31 protein-coding genes are annotated in these 15,385 nt (G+C 64.7%); 21 read left to right on the top strand and 10 right to left on the bottom strand.

The window, feature by feature from the left end:
- Positions 1–4 precede the first annotated feature (4 nt).
- The 8 genes from C4N9_RS20820 to C4N9_RS20785 form a co-directional block, all read right to left on the bottom strand.
- Positions 5–790 (bottom strand): YdaU family protein, encoded by a 786-nt coding sequence (locus C4N9_RS20820; protein ID WP_146195200.1) that lies wholly within the window; start codon positions 788–790, stop codon positions 5–7.
- Positions 787–2,175: a DnaB-like helicase C-terminal domain-containing protein gene (locus C4N9_RS20815; RefSeq protein ID WP_109535268.1), complete on the bottom strand. Its 1,389-nt coding sequence runs from the start codon at positions 2,173–2,175 to the stop codon at positions 787–789. The genes C4N9_RS20820 and C4N9_RS20815 overlap by 4 nt, the downstream gene beginning before the upstream one ends.
- 48 nt (positions 2,176–2,223) lie before the next feature.
- Complete coding sequence (locus tag C4N9_RS20810; RefSeq protein WP_109535267.1) at positions 2,224–2,475, bottom strand: DUF2312 domain-containing protein; 252 nt, start codon at positions 2,473–2,475, stop codon at positions 2,224–2,226.
- Positions 2,476–2,479: 4 nt separating this feature from the next.
- A complete protein-coding gene (locus C4N9_RS20805) occupies positions 2,480–2,902 on the bottom strand; it encodes a RusA family crossover junction endodeoxyribonuclease (RefSeq protein ID WP_109535266.1) in 423 nt (140 codons plus the stop codon).
- 291 nt (positions 2,903–3,193) lie between these two features.
- Positions 3,194–3,421, bottom strand: coding sequence for a hypothetical protein (locus tag C4N9_RS20795; RefSeq protein WP_109535264.1), 228 nt, complete (start codon positions 3,419–3,421; stop codon positions 3,194–3,196).
- A 707-nt stretch (positions 3,422–4,128) separates the two neighbouring features.
- On the bottom strand, positions 4,129–4,263 hold the full coding sequence (locus C4N9_RS22395) for a hypothetical protein (RefSeq protein ID WP_281260152.1): 135 nt from the start codon (positions 4,261–4,263) through the stop codon (positions 4,129–4,131).
- Between the two features lie 106 nt (positions 4,264–4,369).
- Complete coding sequence (locus C4N9_RS20790; RefSeq protein ID WP_109535263.1) at positions 4,370–4,588, bottom strand: hypothetical protein; 219 nt, start codon at positions 4,586–4,588, stop codon at positions 4,370–4,372.
- Between the two features lie 123 nt (positions 4,589–4,711).
- Entirely contained in the window at positions 4,712–4,924 is a 213-nt protein-coding gene (locus tag C4N9_RS20785; RefSeq protein ID WP_109535262.1) for a hypothetical protein, read from the bottom strand.
- Positions 4,925–5,004: 80 nt separating this feature from the next.
- Between C4N9_RS20785 and C4N9_RS20780 the strand changes: the two genes are divergently transcribed.
- The gene (locus tag C4N9_RS20780) at positions 5,005–5,319 is read left to right on the top strand and encodes a hypothetical protein (protein ID WP_109535261.1); all 315 of its coding nucleotides are present in this window, start codon (positions 5,005–5,007) and stop codon (positions 5,317–5,319) included.
- 26 nt (positions 5,320–5,345) lie between these two features.
- On the opposite strand, the gene C4N9_RS20775 is transcribed toward C4N9_RS20780, so the two are convergent.
- Complete coding sequence (locus tag C4N9_RS20775; RefSeq protein ID WP_109535260.1) at positions 5,346–5,858, bottom strand: hypothetical protein; 513 nt, start codon at positions 5,856–5,858, stop codon at positions 5,346–5,348.
- 94 nt (positions 5,859–5,952) lie between these two features.
- On the bottom strand, positions 5,953–6,153 hold the full coding sequence (locus tag C4N9_RS20770) for a hypothetical protein (protein ID WP_109535259.1): 201 nt from the start codon (positions 6,151–6,153) through the stop codon (positions 5,953–5,955).
- Between C4N9_RS20770 and C4N9_RS20765 the strand changes: the two genes are divergently transcribed.
- The 20 genes from C4N9_RS20765 (at position 6,152) to C4N9_RS20680 (ending at position 15,333) form a co-directional block, all read left to right on the top strand.
- Positions 6,152–6,895 carry a S24 family peptidase gene (locus tag C4N9_RS20765; protein WP_109535258.1) on the top strand — a complete coding sequence of 248 codons (744 nt, stop codon included), beginning with the start codon at positions 6,152–6,154 and terminating at the stop codon, positions 6,893–6,895. The two genes, C4N9_RS20770 and C4N9_RS20765, sit on opposite strands and share 2 nt — an antisense overlap.
- Positions 6,896–7,796: 901 nt before the next feature.
- Positions 7,797–8,159, top strand: a complete 363-nt coding sequence (locus C4N9_RS20760) for a hypothetical protein (RefSeq protein WP_109535257.1) — start codon at positions 7,797–7,799, stop codon at positions 8,157–8,159.
- Entirely contained in the window at positions 8,156–8,491 is a 336-nt protein-coding gene (locus C4N9_RS20755) for a hypothetical protein (RefSeq protein ID WP_109535256.1), read from the top strand. Before C4N9_RS20760 ends, C4N9_RS20755 begins: the two co-directional genes overlap by 4 nt.
- Positions 8,488–8,637 carry a hypothetical protein gene (locus C4N9_RS22030; RefSeq protein ID WP_168192309.1) on the top strand — a complete coding sequence of 50 codons (150 nt, stop codon included), beginning with the start codon at positions 8,488–8,490 and terminating at the stop codon, positions 8,635–8,637. The genes C4N9_RS20755 and C4N9_RS22030 overlap by 4 nt, the downstream gene beginning before the upstream one ends.
- A complete protein-coding gene (locus C4N9_RS20750; protein WP_109535255.1) occupies positions 8,634–9,266 on the top strand; it encodes an ERF family protein in 633 nt (210 codons plus the stop codon). The genes C4N9_RS22030 and C4N9_RS20750 overlap by 4 nt, the downstream gene beginning before the upstream one ends.
- A gap of 11 nt (positions 9,267–9,277) precedes the next feature.
- Positions 9,278–10,228, top strand: coding sequence for a hypothetical protein (locus tag C4N9_RS20745; protein ID WP_245902651.1), 951 nt, complete (start codon positions 9,278–9,280; stop codon positions 10,226–10,228).
- Positions 10,225–10,422, top strand: a complete 198-nt coding sequence (locus tag C4N9_RS20740) for a hypothetical protein (protein WP_109535254.1) — start codon at positions 10,225–10,227, stop codon at positions 10,420–10,422. The genes C4N9_RS20745 and C4N9_RS20740 overlap by 4 nt, the downstream gene beginning before the upstream one ends.
- Entirely contained in the window at positions 10,419–10,928 is a 510-nt protein-coding gene (locus tag C4N9_RS20735; RefSeq protein ID WP_109535253.1) for a hypothetical protein, read from the top strand. Before C4N9_RS20740 ends, C4N9_RS20735 begins: the two co-directional genes overlap by 4 nt.
- Positions 10,925–11,266, top strand: a complete 342-nt coding sequence (locus C4N9_RS20730; RefSeq protein WP_109535252.1) for a hypothetical protein — start codon at positions 10,925–10,927, stop codon at positions 11,264–11,266. Before C4N9_RS20735 ends, C4N9_RS20730 begins: the two co-directional genes overlap by 4 nt.
- A complete protein-coding gene (locus C4N9_RS20725; RefSeq protein ID WP_109535251.1) occupies positions 11,263–11,448 on the top strand; it encodes a hypothetical protein in 186 nt (61 codons plus the stop codon). The genes C4N9_RS20730 and C4N9_RS20725 overlap by 4 nt, the downstream gene beginning before the upstream one ends.
- Entirely contained in the window at positions 11,445–11,804 is a 360-nt protein-coding gene (locus C4N9_RS20720) for an HNH endonuclease (RefSeq protein ID WP_109535250.1), read from the top strand. Before C4N9_RS20725 ends, C4N9_RS20720 begins: the two co-directional genes overlap by 4 nt.
- Before the next feature lie 4 nt (positions 11,805–11,808).
- Complete coding sequence (locus C4N9_RS20715) at positions 11,809–12,003, top strand: hypothetical protein (RefSeq protein ID WP_109535249.1); 195 nt, start codon at positions 11,809–11,811, stop codon at positions 12,001–12,003.
- Positions 12,003–12,212, top strand: a complete 210-nt coding sequence (locus C4N9_RS20710) for a hypothetical protein (protein ID WP_109535248.1) — start codon at positions 12,003–12,005, stop codon at positions 12,210–12,212. Before C4N9_RS20715 ends, C4N9_RS20710 begins: the two co-directional genes overlap by 1 nt.
- Positions 12,199–12,501 carry a hypothetical protein gene (locus C4N9_RS20705; protein WP_109535247.1) on the top strand — a complete coding sequence of 101 codons (303 nt, stop codon included), beginning with the start codon at positions 12,199–12,201 and terminating at the stop codon, positions 12,499–12,501. Before C4N9_RS20710 ends, C4N9_RS20705 begins: the two co-directional genes overlap by 14 nt.
- Positions 12,494–12,946: a hypothetical protein gene (locus tag C4N9_RS20700; protein ID WP_109535246.1), complete on the top strand. Its 453-nt coding sequence runs from the start codon at positions 12,494–12,496 to the stop codon at positions 12,944–12,946. Before C4N9_RS20705 ends, C4N9_RS20700 begins: the two co-directional genes overlap by 8 nt.
- The gene (locus tag C4N9_RS20695; protein WP_109535245.1) at positions 12,939–13,682 is read left to right on the top strand and encodes a hypothetical protein; all 744 of its coding nucleotides are present in this window, start codon (positions 12,939–12,941) and stop codon (positions 13,680–13,682) included. Before C4N9_RS20700 ends, C4N9_RS20695 begins: the two co-directional genes overlap by 8 nt.
- Positions 13,682–13,927, top strand: coding sequence for a hypothetical protein (locus tag C4N9_RS20690; protein ID WP_146195199.1), 246 nt, complete (start codon positions 13,682–13,684; stop codon positions 13,925–13,927). Before C4N9_RS20695 ends, C4N9_RS20690 begins: the two co-directional genes overlap by 1 nt.
- Positions 13,924–14,097, top strand: a complete 174-nt coding sequence (locus C4N9_RS22025) for a hypothetical protein (protein WP_168192308.1) — start codon at positions 13,924–13,926, stop codon at positions 14,095–14,097. Before C4N9_RS20690 ends, C4N9_RS22025 begins: the two co-directional genes overlap by 4 nt.
- Positions 14,094–14,285, top strand: coding sequence for a hypothetical protein (locus tag C4N9_RS20685; RefSeq protein WP_109535243.1), 192 nt, complete (start codon positions 14,094–14,096; stop codon positions 14,283–14,285). The genes C4N9_RS22025 and C4N9_RS20685 overlap by 4 nt, the downstream gene beginning before the upstream one ends.
- On the top strand, positions 14,272–15,333 hold the full coding sequence (locus C4N9_RS20680) for a tyrosine-type recombinase/integrase (RefSeq protein WP_168192307.1): 1,062 nt from the start codon (positions 14,272–14,274) through the stop codon (positions 15,331–15,333). Before C4N9_RS20685 ends, C4N9_RS20680 begins: the two co-directional genes overlap by 14 nt.
- Positions 15,334–15,385: the final 52 nt, after the last annotated feature.

Below are 15,385 nucleotides of genomic sequence, written 5' to 3'. Positions count from 1 at the left end.
CGTTTCATCCTGCGAGTTTCTGCCAGCGGGCGCGGCTTTTGGTGGAGTCGGATTGCTGAGAGTGTGAGGCGCCGGGGGTCAGCGGATCTGCCTTGAGGGTGCGGGCCAGGTTCTTCATGGCTGAATCCAGCGCCTTCGGCCCGTTCGGCGGGTCATCGTGCCGTTTCCGGCTTTCGCGAGCCGCCTCGAGGATCTGCGCCTCGGTCAGGCCAAGATCCGTCTGCCATCGCTTGACGTGGATCGATGCAGCCGGCGGCATCCAGTGCGTCGGGCACCGGCCATCCGTCAGGCCAACAGCCGCCATGACCTCGCTGAGAAAATCACCAGAACCCCGCGCCTGCTGCGCGCCAGAAGTAGCAGCGTTAGCTGATACTTCTTCTGGTTCTGGTTCTGGTTCTGGTTCTGGTTGCTTGGCCTTTGCTACAGCATTGCTTGAAGGTTTTTCCTTTGTTTTCAATGCGCGCGCTGTGCCGCCACGCGACCCCGCCGATGCGCGCCGTTGATGCGCTTCGTTTGCCTTCCCCCACTCCAGCAGAAGCCTGGGACTGAAAACACGGTCGCCTTCCCGCTCGAAGAACTCGTCCAAGACGATGCGGACCACGTCCTGCTCTTCTTCGGTGCGGGCGCGCATCTTGCGCATGATCCACGCTTCATCGTCAGGAAGCGAGCAGCCCGGCGTGCGCCAGCACAGGCGCATAAGACGGTTGTAGGCGCCGTCCTCAGCCAAGCTGAGGTGGGCCGTGTCTGCCTCGAAATCGCCAGGATAGAGGGGGAAGAACGCGAGGCTCACCACTCGTCCTCCCAGATAGTGTTCAGTGCCGGGTTGAACTTGAGGCGCGCGGTGCCGATGCTTCCCTGCCGCTGCTTGGCTACGATCAGCTCGAGCCGGTTCCGCTGCTTGTCCATCGCCTGCTGCCAGAGCGTGAAATCCTCGATATCGTCAGCGTCCGGGCGCTCGCGCTCGAGGTAATATTCGTCGCGGTAGCAGAAGATGATGCAGTCCGCGTCCTGCTCGAGCTGGCCGCTTTCGCGAAGGTCGGAAAGCTGGGGGCGCTTGTCTTCCCGGCTCTCGAGCGATCGAGACAACTGGGACAGCGCGATGACAGGGACATTCAGTTGACCCGCAAGGGCCTTCAGCGCGATGCTGATCTCGGTGATCTGCTCGTAGCGCGTGCTGGCCTTGGACCTGAGAAGCTGGGCATAATCGACCACCAACAGGCGGAGATTGTCGCCCATCATCCGCTTTGCCTGCTTCGCTCCGGCATAGAGCGCGCCAAGGTCGGAATGCTGGCGCGACAGGAACATGATCGGCAGATCGGCAACCGGGGTCGCGACCTTGCGCAGGGTGTCGACCTGATGCTCCGCCATTTCACCGCGGCGCATGCTCGAGTAGTTCACCCCGTTCCCGGCATTGGCCGTGGCCTCGGACAGCGCCCGCACGGCCATGGCTTCGGGGTTCATCTCGAGCGAGGCGATGCAGACGCCGTGACCGGCCCGGGCAACGTGCAGAGCGGCTTGCAGTGCGACGGCAGTTTTCCCCATCGACGGGCGGCCGCCAATCAGCGTCAATTCGCCGGGATAGAAGCCGGAAATCAACGTGTCGAGCGCGCCGATTCCCGACTTCACCGACCCGTCATCCTCACCGGCATAGGCGGCGCTGATCTGCTCCATGGCCTTCATGGTGGCGGACATCATCGAGACAGGGCCATTCTCGCCGACGGCAGGCTGGATGACCGCCAGAGCGGCCTCCAGCTGCGCCGCGACGGTGGCCGCGCTGCTTTCGACCATCGCCGCCCTCGCCTCGCTCAGCGCCGCCACGATGCGCCGCTTGTCGCGAAGGTCCGCCAGCTGGTCGATGTATGCCTTCGCAGCCGTGCGGCCCGCTGCGGCGCCAGCAAGGCGGGCGAGGTATCGCGAGCCGCCAAGCTCGGAAAGATGCTCTGCCAGCTGCGGCGCCAGCGTGACCGGCGATGCGAGTTCGCCTCGAGCGTCCTTGGCCCGTGCTGCCTCGAAAATGGCGGCGTGAACGGGGTCCGCGAAAAGGTCAGCCCCGCCCCGCGCCATGATGGACGGGATCAGATCCTGCCGGCACAGCATCGCGCCGAGGATCTGCTGTTCCGCCGGAACCGAGTGCGGGATCTGTTCTTCCTGCCGGAACTGCACGATTTGCGTCACTTTGTGCCTCCACGAGCCTGCGGGCGATCTGTCCGATGGATTGCCAGGTCACTGCATCCCCAGCGCGGCTTTGTAGAGGTCAACGACGGCCTCTTCCTCGGCCAGTTCGTCGGCGCGCTTCTTCCGGTCAGCGATGACCCGGCGCAGGGCCTTGACCGAGTAGCCCCGGCCCTTCGCTTCGGCCATCACTTCCTTCTGCTGGTCCGCGATGTCCTTTTTCTCGGCTTCGAGATGCTCGTAGCGCTCGACAAAAGCGCGCAGCTCGTCGGCGGTCACGTCATAGGCGGTTTCGGCGGGCATGGGGTCAGTCCTTCTGTTCGGTCATGGGCTCGACCCAGACCTGCGTGCATGCGGCGATCCCCCAGAGCTTCGCGACGTGAAGGTCCGCGACCTGGCTGTCATCGGCCCAGGCAATGCGGTTGAGGCCGTCCTTGATGGCCTTGGCCACGTTGTCCAAGTCGGGCTTCTGGGTGTGGGGGCGGTGAAGATGGGTGGCGCGCTTTTTCTTCGACCAGCTTGCGGCAGGCTCGAAGACGGCGATAATGCGCAGGCGCACCGGACCGGTGATGGGGCGGGCGAACAGCGGCGCGGCAATCGTGCCTACGCTGCGTTCAAAGGATACGGTTTCCTTGGGCGTGTACATGCGGGCGAAGCCGCCTCGGGCCGTGGCGCGGGCGCGCTGCTTGCCGAAGGGCTTGCCGGGAATGGTGAACTGCACGCTGGTCATAGCGTCAGGCTCCCCTGCTCAAGCACGCCATGGTCGCCTGTCTCAGCTTGTGCAGGTCCGTGTAGCTCTTGGTCTGGGCGTAGCGGGCTGCGAGGGCTTCCCGGGTTTCGAGCTTTCCGACTGTCGATCCAGCCTTGCCAGCGGGTTTCGACTTCGGCGCGATGCTCAGCGCAGGCCCATGCTGTGAAGGTGCTTCTGCGGTCTGCTGAGTGCCCCGGCTCGCGAAAGCCGAACGCGCCAAAGCGCTCGCAGCCTTCATGGGCGCAGACATGAACGACATGGACATGCCGGTCAGTCCTTCCAGCGATAGGTCTGTGCGGTTTCCGCGCCAAAGAGGCCATCCGGGATAGGTTCGAGGTTGTCGGTGAGCTTGAGGAATTGAGTCCGCGTGATAGACTTCCCGGCGGCGATAAGCTGGAACCGTTGGCGGTCGTCCGACTTCATCGGGTCAGGGTTGGTGACGAAGATCCGGTCGCCGCCCTTCAGAGCGTCAACGGCTTTCGCGTAGCTAAGCGGCATCGAGTTTCTCCGGGAAAAGCGCCGGGACCGCGCTGGCCCCGACGAGTGGACAAAGGGACAGACCGCCGTCGTTGCGCCAGTCCTGTTTCACCATCATGGTGGTTTGCCTGCGCCCGTCATGGGTCGCAGATCCGGCAACAGCGCCGGATGGAAAGAGCGCAGCACCGGCGCCGGGTGTGGCGCACTGGTAGCGCCGACCAATCAAACCGCCCGCGCCGACCAGTCCAGATGCGGTGGGGGGTTGATGGGGTGCCGCGCTCGGAAGGACAGCCCGCATATCGCGAGACCACGGCTGTGCACGGCCATGGCGAAGCTGCCCTTCGGAAAGCGGCGGAACTAGCCGGGGCGATGCGGTGCCCCGGCGCTGAATAACTATCCGCTCATACGCGGCCCCATACCGATCCCCAGAACCGGCGGTTGCGGCGAATGCCGGGGTGATCCATGCGGACCCCGCATCACGCGCGCCGGGCATGGGGGCCAGCGCACGGGGCGAAATTCGGGCGGTGGCATCGGCCACCAGAGAAAGGCTGCGATCAGAAGCATGGGGCTGGTCCTTGCTGGCTGCGCTCGTGCCAGCGCCCGAAAGGCGCTCGCAGGAAAGCGGCTGGGGAAAAGCTGAGGCGACCTGAGCCGCCCCAGAGTTGAACAGGGAGGATTGCGCGAAACCGCCCTCGCGCCGGGCATCCGAGGCTTCCCAACCCGTGGATTCACTCGTAGTCGTAGCAAAGCGCGATGGGGCCGAAGCACCACCACACGCCGACGACGCGCCCGTCATCTTCGAGCGCATCCTGTTTCCCGAGACGCCACGCGCGCGGGTTGAGGCTGAAGGCAATTCCCCACATGCAGAGGCCCTTTCGTGTAAAGCCGGGGCTTCAACGGCAGCGCCGCCCCGGATAGCGCACCACGAGCGCCCGTCGCGGGGACAACGCTCTGCCGTCGAATGGGGGGTCAGGCGTGCCCGAGCTTGCGCGCACGGCGCACAGCCCGGCGCTTGGCCGAGACGCGCTTTTGCTGCGCGACGGTCATCGATCGACCGGACCGCTTGCGCGCGGGCGCGGTCGGTTCGTGCTGCGGTCCGGATGGCGACCAGAGAATAGCCTGTTCCGGAGCCATGGCCTGAGCCGGGCCGAAGATGTACGAAAGCAATGCCGCGTAGTGCTTGAACATGTGGAGCCTCGTTGTTGAAGATGGCGCCAGCCCGGCTCCCCCTTTGGGGCGCTGCCGATGCCGGGCTGGCGTGGCCGTGCGCAGCGGCTGGACGGTTGCGCGCGGTATGGGTGGAATAGGCGCTCATGCCGCGTCTACCTCCCGAAACTCGATGTCGGTGGTGATCTTGCGGTAATGTGTGGTCCATCCGCGCGAGCCGGAAATGGCCCGGCAGGTTTGCCAGCTTTCGCCCGTCGCCTCGGCCATGTCGTGAAGCGTGCAATCGCCACCCGTGCGCTGGATCAGCGCCCAGATCTGATATGCGATGCGCTCTGCTTTGATGGATCGGGCGGTCATTGGGTGTCACCTTTCGACTCGACTCCACCGGGCCGTGCATCGCAGGATTGACCCGGTTCTGTGCCAGTGGGGGAGTTGCCATGACCGACGACGACGCGATCACCATCGCCATCAACGATGTGAGCTATCCGATCCTTTGCGGCTTCTGCGAGGCGCCGATAGCCCGCCGGGCTGAACCCGATGCGGATCGCGAGGAGGTCGGATGCGTTCTCTGCGGGAACTGGGCGAATGCTCAAGAGGCCGGCCAGCTCGCCGTCGAGTTCGCCAAGGCAGACGCCCAGCTGCAGCTCAATCGCCTCGCGCGAGACGCCACGAAGAGCAGCAGCCTCCTGACATTCAGCGGCGATACTGAGCATGATCGCGCGCACCGATTCATCGTTCACTTCAATATCTGAGACCCAAGCGTCTCTTTGGCGGGCGGTCATCGGCGCACCCCACCACGGAACGGAATGGTGGTCTGCGCAGGGCCTTCGGCCCGCAACAAGAGCGAGGCACGGAACTGCATCGAGACCGCGACCAGCTGGTCGATCTCGCGGATCTGCTTGCGGGCCTCGTGAGGCGTGTAATCGTTGGGGTCGCACGACGCGGCCGAGTGCGCCTGCGCATGCATCGTCAGGACGTCGGAAAACTCCTGCGTGATCCGGTGCACATCGGCAGCCAGCGCACCCTCTTCGATGATCGGCTGGAAGACACCGCCCGCGAGTGCGGCGAAATACTGAGCGATCGGCGCCGCGGCTTCCGGCTTCACGCGCCCCAGCCGGTCGAGATAGTTCACGCCGAGCCCTCCCGGGCGAACGTCCTGGATCTCGGTCCCGTAGGACACCGAGGACCCGGCGATGCCGAGATCCCCGGCGATCTTCTTTTGGTCGCCATAGGCGTCATAGCAGGCCTGAACAGCCTCTTGGATGGTTCCGGGGGTCGTGGCGCGGGTCATGGGGAGGGTCCTGTGAATTGCGCAGTGCTGGTTTCGCGTGACGGGCGCAGTCCTCGCGCCCATGCTTCACAGGCGAAAGGAGTTTGATATGAGGTTACGAGGCGGCGCGGATCGGGGGGTTGTCCCGCATGTAAGCGCGGATCCGGTCAGCGGTTTCGAGCCGGGGGCTGGCCTTGCCGTCTTTCCAGTCCTGCCACTGACGCCAGCTCGCGTTGATCGCCTCGCGGAGGAATGCCTGCGGGGTGATCTGGCGTTCAGCGCAGTGGCGCTCGATTTCTGAGATGAGCTGTTCCATGCAGAGCATGATGGGGGAACTCCCCCACTTTGGCAAGGGGAACTTCCCCATCGCGCGCAAAATTCGCGCGGGGTACTTTCCCCATATGACCGAACAGCACCGCGATGCCTTCGTGCGAGGCCTCAAAATCATCATGGATGCCGAGCAGTGGAAAATGAAACCGCTGTCCCTTGCTGCTGGCATGGGTGAATCGGGCGTGCGCGACCTGTTCAGGCACGAGTCGTCGCCGAAGGTTGCGAATGCAGTTGCGTTGGCAAAAGCGGTTGGTCGATCAGTCGATGAGATCGTTCAGATTGGCATCGAGGGGGTGATCGAGGCAGTTGCCGGTTCCGTGGCGGTCGCCGGGCGAGTTGGTGCGGGGGCCCAGGTAGATCTGGTAGACGCTTACGAGAAGGGTGACGGCCTATTCCGCGTGGCCGTTCCCGAAGGGGTCAGCCCGCGTGGGATTGTCGCGGTGGAGGTCGAGGGGGACAGCATGTCTCCGATCTACCAACCCGGCGAAATCCTCTTCTACAGCCGCGAAGCACTGGGCGTGCCATCCGAGGCGATCGGCCGGATCTGCGTTTGCGAGGATGAGGCCGGGAAGGCTTGGGTGAAGATCGTTCGCGTTGGCCGCGAGGAGGGCACCTTCAGCCTTATTTCACTGAACCCGGAAGCAGAGAATATGCACGGGGTCCGCCTCAGATGGGCCGCGCCGGTGCGCATCAATTTGCCGCCCGAGTACGTCAGGCGGATCGACTGATCGCCCGCGTCTACCGGACGATGCTGGATATGTGAGGGGGGGATGGTTGAGTTTTTCGAATGGGTTGGAGCCCCATCAGCATACAATTGGATTACGCTGGTCGGCTCTGTCGCCGCACTTCTCACGGCGATGTTCACCGGATATACCGCCTTAACAAACTGGCTGGACAGGCGCCAGAAGCTGACCGTCGAGTGGGAGCTTGAGATACATCATGGGTGCTTTCGCGTCATTTGCCACGTCTTAAATCAAACGAGCAAGACGATGATCGCCGACAGGGTTCGCGTCCGTGGTCCAATTCAACGTGTCGAGCGCTGGTTTGACGGGAGACCAGATACCAAGCACGAAAGCTGGGGCGCAGACACAGCGCCCCTCCAGGGGGTTATAGAGCCAATGAAGAGCGGAACCCTTGCGCTCGTTGTCTACCCAGACGCATCGGCGCTGCGCCGAGAAGCATCATCTTGGGGATCTTCGCTGAGGCTATGGCTGGCTAAGGTGTTCTGGCGATCCTTGGAGTGGCGGCTTTCTTCCGGTCCCAAGTTTTCAATCCGGCTCACGCTAACCCGGAGGGATGCGCCAATGCGGCCCATCCGCCGAACGCACGAGCTCAGAATCCACGCCGCAACCGCAATAAGAATGGCTGAAACCATAGAAGACAGCGCTGCCAAAACATAAGGCTCAGTCATACCACCCCCGCCTTGCTCGCCCCGCCCCGTGCGGGGCTTTTTCATGCGCGCCACCACGGCGCCGGTAGGGGCAAGATAGCAGCCCACAGTAACTGCGCAAAGACGAATATGGGGGAGTTCCCCCATTTCTGATTGACATGGGGAAGTTCCCCCATCATAGTCTCCCCATCACCCGCCGAAGACGCCACCGGCTGATCGCGGAACATGGGAGAGACCAGATGAACGCACCCGCCCGCTTCCCCGCCACGCATGCCGCCGTCGCCGCGATGGTGGCCGAGGCCTCGCTGTACCCGCTTGCTGCGCTCCGGACGCCCGCCCCTGACGGGACGACCCTGGCCAGCCACACCGACGCCGTGAACCGCAACGCGCTGGCCATCGCCCTGCATATCGCCATGGACGCAGCGCACGCAGCCCGGAACACGGCGGTCGAGAACCTGCTGAATGAACTGGCGCGGGGCGAGGGCTTGGCCATGTCGCTGGCCGTCACCCACCGCACCGAAGACCGCAACCAGCTGGACGACACCGCCATGGATTTCATGGCCTGCGCGGAAAGCCTCGTCGAAGAGTGGAACGCCGCATGACCCGCGCCATTCGCCACGGCATCGCCGCCCTTCTGTCGCCTGAGACCCGCGCCACCGTCGTCGCTCGCATGGTCGCCGGACAATCCGCCGTCATTGACCGCACCGGCATGGAGCCGTGGCAGCCCGACCACGACCCGCGCCCGAGCGCCATCGTCAAGGAGCGCGAGCCGGTGTTTCGCAGCACCCGCACCGGCCCCGCGCTCTATGGCCCTTCCGTGTCCCTGCCCCGGGTCGCGGCGATGATCCGCATGATGGGCGGGAATGACCCGGCGAAGGTCCGGTCCTTCGGGGATCTGGCCACGCAGGTTGCCGTGAACGGGTGCCGTGAATGACCACCTTCCGCCGCATCCTCAGCGGCTTCACCACCGGCCTCGCCACCGTCGCTGTCTTCGGCGGGATGCTCGTCCTCGCCAACGCCCTGCCCCGCGCTCTGGCTCAGGCCGAGCATGACGCCGCCAACATGGAGTATCCACAATGAACGCCGTGACCGAAACGAAGGCTGACCACGCCAGCATCGCTGCTGCCCTCGCCGCCGCGCAAGCAGAAATGGGCAAAGCGCTGAAGCAGGCGAACAATCCGCATTTCCGCAGCAAGTATGCGGACCTCGGGAACGTGATGGAAGCATGCCTTCCGGCCCTGAACCGGCATGGCATTGCCCTTATTCAGCCCGCCGGGGCCGAGGGCGACGAACGCTTTGTCGAAACGGTTCTGATCCACGTCAGCGGCGAACGGCTGACCTGCCGCGTCCCGCTGATCGTCTCGAAGAATGACATGCAGGGCTATGGCTCCGCCGTCACCTATGCACGGCGCTACGGCCTCATGTGCATGGCGGGGATCGCGCCGGAAGATGATGACGGCAATGCAGCCGCCAATGCTGCGCCGAAGCGTGACGAGCGGCGCGCTTCGACACGGGAGAACGATGGCTTCGATCCGGTCGCGGCTGCCGTTGCTGCCCTCTCTGGGGCCGAGACGCTGGAGCAGCTGGCCGAACGTTGGCGCGCGATTGGTGGCGACATGCAGCGGGTTCAGGCCTGCGCCGACGCCAAAGAGCGCCGCAAGGCCGCCCTGTCCCAGACCGCCATCGAAGATGACGAAATCCCCTACTGAGGAGCAAGCCCATGTTCGTTTCCGTAAAGTTCCAGCCGACCGACATTCGCACCTACACCTACACCTATGACGGCGATGAAGCGCTTACCCCCGGTCAGCGCGTTCTGGTCGATGCTCGCGAAGGGCGGAAAGCCGTCACCGTTCATGCCGTCGATGTCGAAGAACCGGATTTCGCCTGCAAGCCGATCCTCGGCCCCGCCCCGCTGGACGGCGCGGACCTTGCCGACTGGAAGACAGCGAACGAGGGCATGATCGCTGTCGCTGATCACTTCTCCAGAAGCCGGCACGGCATCGGCGGGAACAACCCGCCCGACCCCATCGACGAAATCAACGCCGCTCACGAAGCCATCCGCGAGGAGGCCGAGAACTGGCTCGACGGATCTCCCGTCGAGAGCGAAGACCAGATGAAGGCCGTCGACGAGCTGCGCAAAGGCGCCCGCGAGTGGCGCATGGCGCTGGAGGCGGGCGAAAAGTCCGCCGCCGCGCCGCTGCACGATGCCTGGAAGGCCGAGAAAGCCCGGTGGGCGCCGACCATCGAGGACGCCAAGCGTATCGAGAAAGGCCTCGTCGCCCTCGTGGACAGCTTCAAGCGCGCTCTGGCCGCGCAGAAGGCCGAGGCAGAGCGCAAGGCCCGCGAGGAAGCCGAAGCCAAGATGCGCGCCGCGCAGGAAGCCGCCCGCGCCGCCGATGCCGCGAACATCGAGGCGCAGCGTGAAGCCGACCGCCTGCAAGCCGAGGCCGAGGCCGCGCAAAAGGCCGCCGCCCGCGCCAGCAAGGACACTGTGAAGGGCCTGCGCACCGTCACTCTGTACGAGATCGAAGACCACCGCGCCGCCCTTCACTGGATCGCCCAGAATGACCGGGCCGCGATGACCGCCTTCATCGAGGAATACGTGCGCACCCACCACAAGGACCGCGCCATCGCCGGGGTGAAGGTCTGGAAGGGAAAGGTTGCCGCATGACCGCCGCCCTTGAAGCCCGCGCCCTGACCGCTCTCCGCACCGCCCGAGACCTCGGGGGTTATGACGACGAGGCCCGGGCTTGCGCCTTTGCCGAGGGCTGGATTCACGCGAAGGTCGCGGCAGACCCGGCGGTTGTTTTCAGGGCCGTGGCGAAGGTCTGGGCGCGTGACTTCCAAATCGCGGGGCCGGTATGAGCGACTACCGCGCCCGCGTCATCGGCCCCGCCACGGTTCGCATCCTCGCGAACAACCTGCCGGATCTGGCAGAGGGCGAGACCGTCTTTGTCAGCATCGAGAGGGTGCGCAGCGAGAACAGCCACAAGCACCAGTTCGCGTGGGTCAAGGACGCGTGGGCAAGCCTGCCGGAAGCCGAAGCCTTCCAGCCGTGGGCTGAGACCCCGGAGACGCTTCGGAAACACGCGCTGATCGCGACCGGGTTCCACCGGCTCTACACGCTCGATTGCGGTTCGAACGCCGCCGCGCAGCGCGTCAGGGCCGAGCTGATCCGGGCCGAGACCAAGGCCGAAGGCTACGCGGTCGGGCAGGTAATCGGCCCCGTGGTGCGCATCTGGACGCCGGAAAGCCAGTCGTATCGGGCCATGGGCAAGGCCCGGTTCCAAGAGAGCAAGGAAGCCATTCTGGGCTGGATCGCCGCGAAGATCGGCGTGGCGCCCGAGGAACTGAAAAGGAACGCAGCATGAGCCTGATTGACGACATCAAAGCGGATCGTGATCGCAGAATTCTACCCGGCCAGTGGCGCGTTCTGGAGGGAACGCGCAACCTGCAAATTTTCAGCGAGCGCCACTGGATTGCGATCATCAAATGCGAGTCATGCCCGGCCTTTGAAGAAAGCACAGCCCGCCGCATCGCCCGGGTTCCCGACCTTGAGGCCGCGCTGTTGGCGGCTGGGGAATTGGCAGAAATGCTGGACAACGCATCCAGCCCGTGGGTCTGGGGGAGTGGTCAGGATATCGACTGGCGTCACAAGCGCGATGCCGCCCTCGCCGCCTTCCGCCGTGCCATCGGAGAGGCGGGATGAGCACCGACATGCAACAAGTCAGGGAAGCGGTGGACGAACTGGAGCGTGCCGTTCAGGTCTTCACGGAAAAATGCATCGAGGCGGGCGCATATCTTCCCGGTATTGCGACGAGGCTCCGCATCTACGCCGACGAGATGGCCGACCGCTACCCGGACCACACCAACGGGGGGCTGGACACATGAGCCGCCGCCGGTCCGAGTTTCCGGGCAAGATCCGCGCTGCCGCTTTCGAGCGCGCCAAGGGCTGCTGCGAAGAGTGCGGCGTCTCCATCCGCCCCGGCAACGGCCCCGAGTACGATCACCGCATTCCCGACGCCCTCGGGGGAGAGCCGACGCTCGATAACTGCGCCGTTCTCTGCCGCTCTTGTCATGGGGCGAAGACGGCGAAAGAGGACGTGCCCCGCATTGCCAAGGCCAAGCGCGTACAGCGCGGGCACATCAACGCCAAACCGAAGCCCACCCGGCCCATCCCCGGAAGCCGCAACCATCACCTGAAACGCAAAGTCGGCGGCGGCACCGTGCCCCGCTGGAAGGACTAGGCCGATGAGATCCAACCTTACCGAGATCGACGTTGAAGTGACCCACCGCACCGAGAAAGCCGTGCTGGTCCACACTGGGGACAAAGAGAAGTCCGTCTGGCTTCCGCTTTCGCAGGTCGAGCTGCACGACACCGGCATCCCCGGCATCGAGGCCGTGGTGCTGCCGGAATGGCTGGCAACTGAGAAGGGGCTGATCTGATGAAGCTGAAAGCCGAAGTCGGGCACTGGTCCAGCGTTGTCGGAAACAGCGTCCACCTGATCGCCCCGGATGGCCGCATGGTCGGGCAGATCGCCTTCCTGTGCCACGACGACACCCTGCGCAACAGGGAGGTGCAGGCCAATCTCGCCAGCGTCATCTGCGATGCGATCAACGCCCGTGACAAGGAGAAGAGCAATGACCTTTCGTGAGAAGCTGGCCGACTTTATCTCGGGCGGGGCGCTGAGCAACGCCGTGGCCCACGCGAGAATGTTCGCTGACATGGTGGGCGAGGCATACGGGCAAGGGCTGGACGCTTGCGCCAAGGCAAACGCCGAACGTGACGGCGCAGAACACGCCTTCGACATCGCCACATCCCAGCGCGACCACTACAAGGCAGCCCTCACCCGCATCGCCGCCATGGGAACACCCGGCATGGCGAGCATCGGCAAGCGCATGGCGAAGGAAGCGCGGGAAGCGCTGGGGGTGGAGCATGTTTGACCACCTGAAAACCCGCCTCCGGGCCAGCACCGACCCCCTCGCCACCGCCGCCCGGCACGCCATCGAAGACCTGACCGACGCCCCGCTCGACTTCACCCCCGACGAGCGCAAGGTGGAACTTGACGAGGAAATCGACGCGGCCCCGTCAAACGAGCGGCTTCTGCGCGATCTTCGCGACGACATCCGGGCGATGGAGCGGGCTATCCGGACGCTAAACGCTGGCTTGAAGCGGGCGCAGGAGGAAGTCGCGGCGGCTAAGGCGGATGCGGCCAAAGTTCTGGCGAGCGGGTTCAGCCTGATCGCCATCGTCGAGGGCGTGAAGGGGGCCATTGAGCACGGCACTTGGCGTGCAGAGAATACCGGGGGACGCCTGAAAGATACCCCAGAATGGGTTGCATTCTATGTGGCCCACCGCGCCCGGAAGGAGGGGAAGGCAAATGACTGACGAGCATACGCACTACAAGCTTCTCAATGAAGCGGCTTACATGGTCAACAATCCGTCCGCGTGGGACAGCTACGACGAGGGCGCATCCGAGATGATCCGTGCGCTGGTGGAACATGCAGGCGTCCTTGGCACGGAGAAGCACGGAGACGCCGAGGCTATCGGGTCTGCGCTGGCCCGCGCCACCGCCGCCGAGGCCCAGCTTGCCGCCGCTATGGAAGGGGCGGTGAGGGTGAAGCCCGGTGTTGCTGAGCGTGCTGTCTGGTCCGCAATGATATGGGCTGCTGAAAACAGCGCGGGCTGGCAGGACGTGCAAGAGTACACGGACGGCGGGAACAGCTTTGCCGAGGGTGAAGCGCGCGCAACCGTTCGTCGCATCATCGCCGCCCTCGAACCCAACCCCGCCGCGCAGGCCGAGCGTGACGCGCTGATCGCGGCGACGTTGGGGAGGGCCGACAAGGCGGTCCGTGAGGCGCTTGAGGCCGAGGAAGACAAAGGGAACTGTTGTGGTGCAGCGATCTCGGCAGCACAGCGCGCCATCCGCGCCCTCGCCACCCAGCCCCAGACCGGCGCCCTCGCAGCCCGTGACCGCGTCAAGGTGGTCGAGGGGATGCGGGAAGCCGCAGGCCTGTTCCAGGGCAGCGACCTTTGGGAAGAGGCAGGAGTGCGCCAGTGGATCCTCGCCGCCGCCGATGCAAAGGAGGCCGTGAAGCCAGCCGACGAGCGGGGGAAAGGGTGATGGCGAGAAAATCACCGGACGAAATGGCAACTGTTCTCGCGCAAGCTTTCGCCAACTTCACGATGCTGGCAGAGCATTCGCTATTACCGACGCAGACGAAGATGGCGACAAGACTCGCTGGCAACTGCCTGTGGGCCTTGGGTGTCGAAGAGTACGGTGGTTTCCACGCGATAGAGCCGGAACCGATCGGTGAGATCATTGATGGGCAGGTTGCCCTGCGCGCTATCGGGGAGGCGGAGGGATGACCGACCGCGAGGAGCAGCTCGACGCCCTGACCCACCATTTGGCGGCGGCTGAGAAGATCATCAACGGCCTCGGTTGGCGGGACAAGAAGTCCCGCATCGGGCAGTTGCAGGATATGACATCGAAGGCCCTAGAGGACTTGCGCAAAGAGTGGCGGAGGCAAAACCCATGACCGAGCGCGCGCGGTTCACACAGGCCGAGCTGACACGCGCGATCCTGGCGGCCGAGAAGGTCGGGAAGGTTGCGGTGCAGACCCCTGTCGGAATTGCATTTGTCGATCCGGCGATCATCTCGCACACTCCAGTCGAAGAGTCGGCGGTGGATGCGTGGTTCCGGGAACATGACAATGATCAGCGTTAAAGGGGTCCACCGGGTCCGGCGTAAGCTCGCGGACGGGACGATCCGCGTCTATCACTATGCCTCGCGCGGGCGCGGGGCGGTGCCGTTCTGGAACAGCGCCATGGCCTTTGACGAAGGCTCGCCCGAATACCTGGCCGCGCTGTCGGCAAGCCGTCCGGTCGCGGAACAGGCGCGCGGGCTGTTCCGCGAGATCATCATCGAGTTCACCCGGTCTCAGGATTTCGCCCGCCTGGCACAGCGCACGCAATCCGACATGAAGACCAGCTTCTACCACCCGAAGACCGGGATCGACGCGAAGTTCGGCGGCGGACCCCGCGCTGTCTTCGACGACCCGCGCATCCGGGGGATTGCCCTGAAATGGCGCGACGGCATCGGCGGCAAGGTCGGGGATGATCGCATCCGGCACCTGCAGCGCCTGGTCGGATGGGCGGTCGATCGCACGATGCTGCGGCACAATCACCTGCAGAAGATCCGCAGCCTCTACAGCTCGAACCGAGCCGATATGTTCTGGACGGATGACGACATCGCCGCTTTCGAGAAGGGCGCCCCCGCCCATGTCAGCCGGATCCTGATCGCCGCCACCGAAACCGGCCTCAGACCTGGCGACCTGGCCGGGCTCTGCCGCGCGCATATCCACCCGACGCCGAAGGGCCAGCGGATCGTGATCTGGACGGCCAAGCGCAAGCGGTTGGCCTCGATCCCGGTGACACCCCGGATGGCGCGGCTGATCGCAGAGACGCCGCCGGGGCAGACGCATTTCATCGTCAACAAGGGCGGCGAGCCGTACCAGCACGAGAACTATCTGGGGGATGCGGTCAGCCAGTGGCGCGACAAGCTGAAGATCCGCGCCGGCCTGCGCCTCTACGATGCGCGCGGGACCGCTGCAACGCGGCTGCTCATGGCCGATGCCAGCCTGAAGGAAATCGCGACGGCGATGGGCTGGTCGATCAAACACGCGTCCGAGGTGATCGAGCGCTACACCGCCCTGTCGCCAGAAATGTCGGACGGTCTGGCCGAGAAACTGACTCGCGCCGGGAAGCAAACGTGAACGTCTTTGTAAACCGACGTGTAAAACGCGGCGCCCTGAAACGGGCTAAGTG

It is taken from the genome of Pararhodobacter marinus, from assembly GCF_003122215.1.
Taxonomy (GTDB): domain Bacteria; phylum Pseudomonadota; class Alphaproteobacteria; order Rhodobacterales; family Rhodobacteraceae; genus Pararhodobacter; species Pararhodobacter marinus.
Note: the sequence above shows the minus strand (reverse complement) of the source record. Positions and strands in the feature narration are given on the sequence as shown.

Bases quoted from the DNA above. Each gene is read 5' to 3' on its own strand.
- C4N9_RS20740 (WP_109535254.1), top strand. From the start codon at position 10,225: ATGACCGCCGCCCTTGAAGCCCGCGCCCTGACCGCTCTCCGCACCGCC.
- C4N9_RS20700 (WP_109535246.1), top strand. From the start codon at position 12,494: ATGTTTGACCACCTGAAAACCCGCCTCCGGGCCAGCACCGACCCCCTC.
- C4N9_RS20695 (WP_109535245.1), top strand. From the start codon at position 12,939: ATGACTGACGAGCATACGCACTACAAGCTTCTCAATGAAGCGGCTTAC.
- C4N9_RS20770 (WP_109535259.1), bottom strand. From the start codon at position 6,153: ATGGAACAGCTCATCTCAGAAATCGAGCGCCACTGCGCTGAACGCCAG.
- C4N9_RS20685 (WP_109535243.1), top strand. From the start codon at position 14,094: ATGACCGAGCGCGCGCGGTTCACACAGGCCGAGCTGACACGCGCGATC.
- C4N9_RS20730 (WP_109535252.1), top strand. From the start codon at position 10,925: ATGAGCCTGATTGACGACATCAAAGCGGATCGTGATCGCAGAATTCTA.
- C4N9_RS20805 (WP_109535266.1), bottom strand. From the start codon at position 2,902: ATGACCAGCGTGCAGTTCACCATTCCCGGCAAGCCCTTCGGCAAGCAG.
- C4N9_RS20680 (WP_168192307.1), top strand. From the start codon at position 14,272: ATGATCAGCGTTAAAGGGGTCCACCGGGTCCGGCGTAAGCTCGCGGAC.
- C4N9_RS20775 (WP_109535260.1), bottom strand. From the start codon at position 5,858: ATGACCCGCGCCACGACCCCCGGAACCATCCAAGAGGCTGTTCAGGCC.
- C4N9_RS20790 (WP_109535263.1), bottom strand. From the start codon at position 4,588: ATGTTCAAGCACTACGCGGCATTGCTTTCGTACATCTTCGGCCCGGCT.
- C4N9_RS20760 (WP_109535257.1), top strand. From the start codon at position 7,797: ATGAACGCACCCGCCCGCTTCCCCGCCACGCATGCCGCCGTCGCCGCG.
- C4N9_RS20750 (WP_109535255.1), top strand. From the start codon at position 8,634: ATGAACGCCGTGACCGAAACGAAGGCTGACCACGCCAGCATCGCTGCT.
- C4N9_RS20705 (WP_109535247.1), top strand. From the start codon at position 12,199: ATGACCTTTCGTGAGAAGCTGGCCGACTTTATCTCGGGCGGGGCGCTG.
- C4N9_RS22030 (WP_168192309.1), top strand. From the start codon at position 8,488: ATGACCACCTTCCGCCGCATCCTCAGCGGCTTCACCACCGGCCTCGCC.
- C4N9_RS20720 (WP_109535250.1), top strand. From the start codon at position 11,445: ATGAGCCGCCGCCGGTCCGAGTTTCCGGGCAAGATCCGCGCTGCCGCT.
- C4N9_RS20810 (WP_109535267.1), bottom strand. From the start codon at position 2,475: ATGCCCGCCGAAACCGCCTATGACGTGACCGCCGACGAGCTGCGCGCT.
- C4N9_RS22395 (WP_281260152.1), bottom strand. From the start codon at position 4,263: ATGTGGGGAATTGCCTTCAGCCTCAACCCGCGCGCGTGGCGTCTCGGG.
- C4N9_RS20715 (WP_109535249.1), top strand. From the start codon at position 11,809: ATGAGATCCAACCTTACCGAGATCGACGTTGAAGTGACCCACCGCACC.
- C4N9_RS20690 (WP_146195199.1), top strand. From the start codon at position 13,682: ATGGCGAGAAAATCACCGGACGAAATGGCAACTGTTCTCGCGCAAGCT.
- C4N9_RS20765 (WP_109535258.1), top strand. From the start codon at position 6,152: ATGCAGAGCATGATGGGGGAACTCCCCCACTTTGGCAAGGGGAACTTC.
- C4N9_RS20735 (WP_109535253.1), top strand. From the start codon at position 10,419: ATGAGCGACTACCGCGCCCGCGTCATCGGCCCCGCCACGGTTCGCATC.
- C4N9_RS20785 (WP_109535262.1), bottom strand. From the start codon at position 4,924: ATGACCGCCCGATCCATCAAAGCAGAGCGCATCGCATATCAGATCTGG.
- C4N9_RS22025 (WP_168192308.1), top strand. From the start codon at position 13,924: ATGACCGACCGCGAGGAGCAGCTCGACGCCCTGACCCACCATTTGGCG.
- C4N9_RS20745 (WP_245902651.1), top strand. From the start codon at position 9,278: ATGTTCGTTTCCGTAAAGTTCCAGCCGACCGACATTCGCACCTACACC.
- C4N9_RS20755 (WP_109535256.1), top strand. From the start codon at position 8,156: ATGACCCGCGCCATTCGCCACGGCATCGCCGCCCTTCTGTCGCCTGAG.
- C4N9_RS20710 (WP_109535248.1), top strand. From the start codon at position 12,003: ATGAAGCTGAAAGCCGAAGTCGGGCACTGGTCCAGCGTTGTCGGAAAC.
- C4N9_RS20780 (WP_109535261.1), top strand. From the start codon at position 5,005: ATGACCGACGACGACGCGATCACCATCGCCATCAACGATGTGAGCTAT.
- C4N9_RS20795 (WP_109535264.1), bottom strand. From the start codon at position 3,421: ATGCCGCTTAGCTACGCGAAAGCCGTTGACGCTCTGAAGGGCGGCGAC.
- C4N9_RS20725 (WP_109535251.1), top strand. From the start codon at position 11,263: ATGAGCACCGACATGCAACAAGTCAGGGAAGCGGTGGACGAACTGGAG.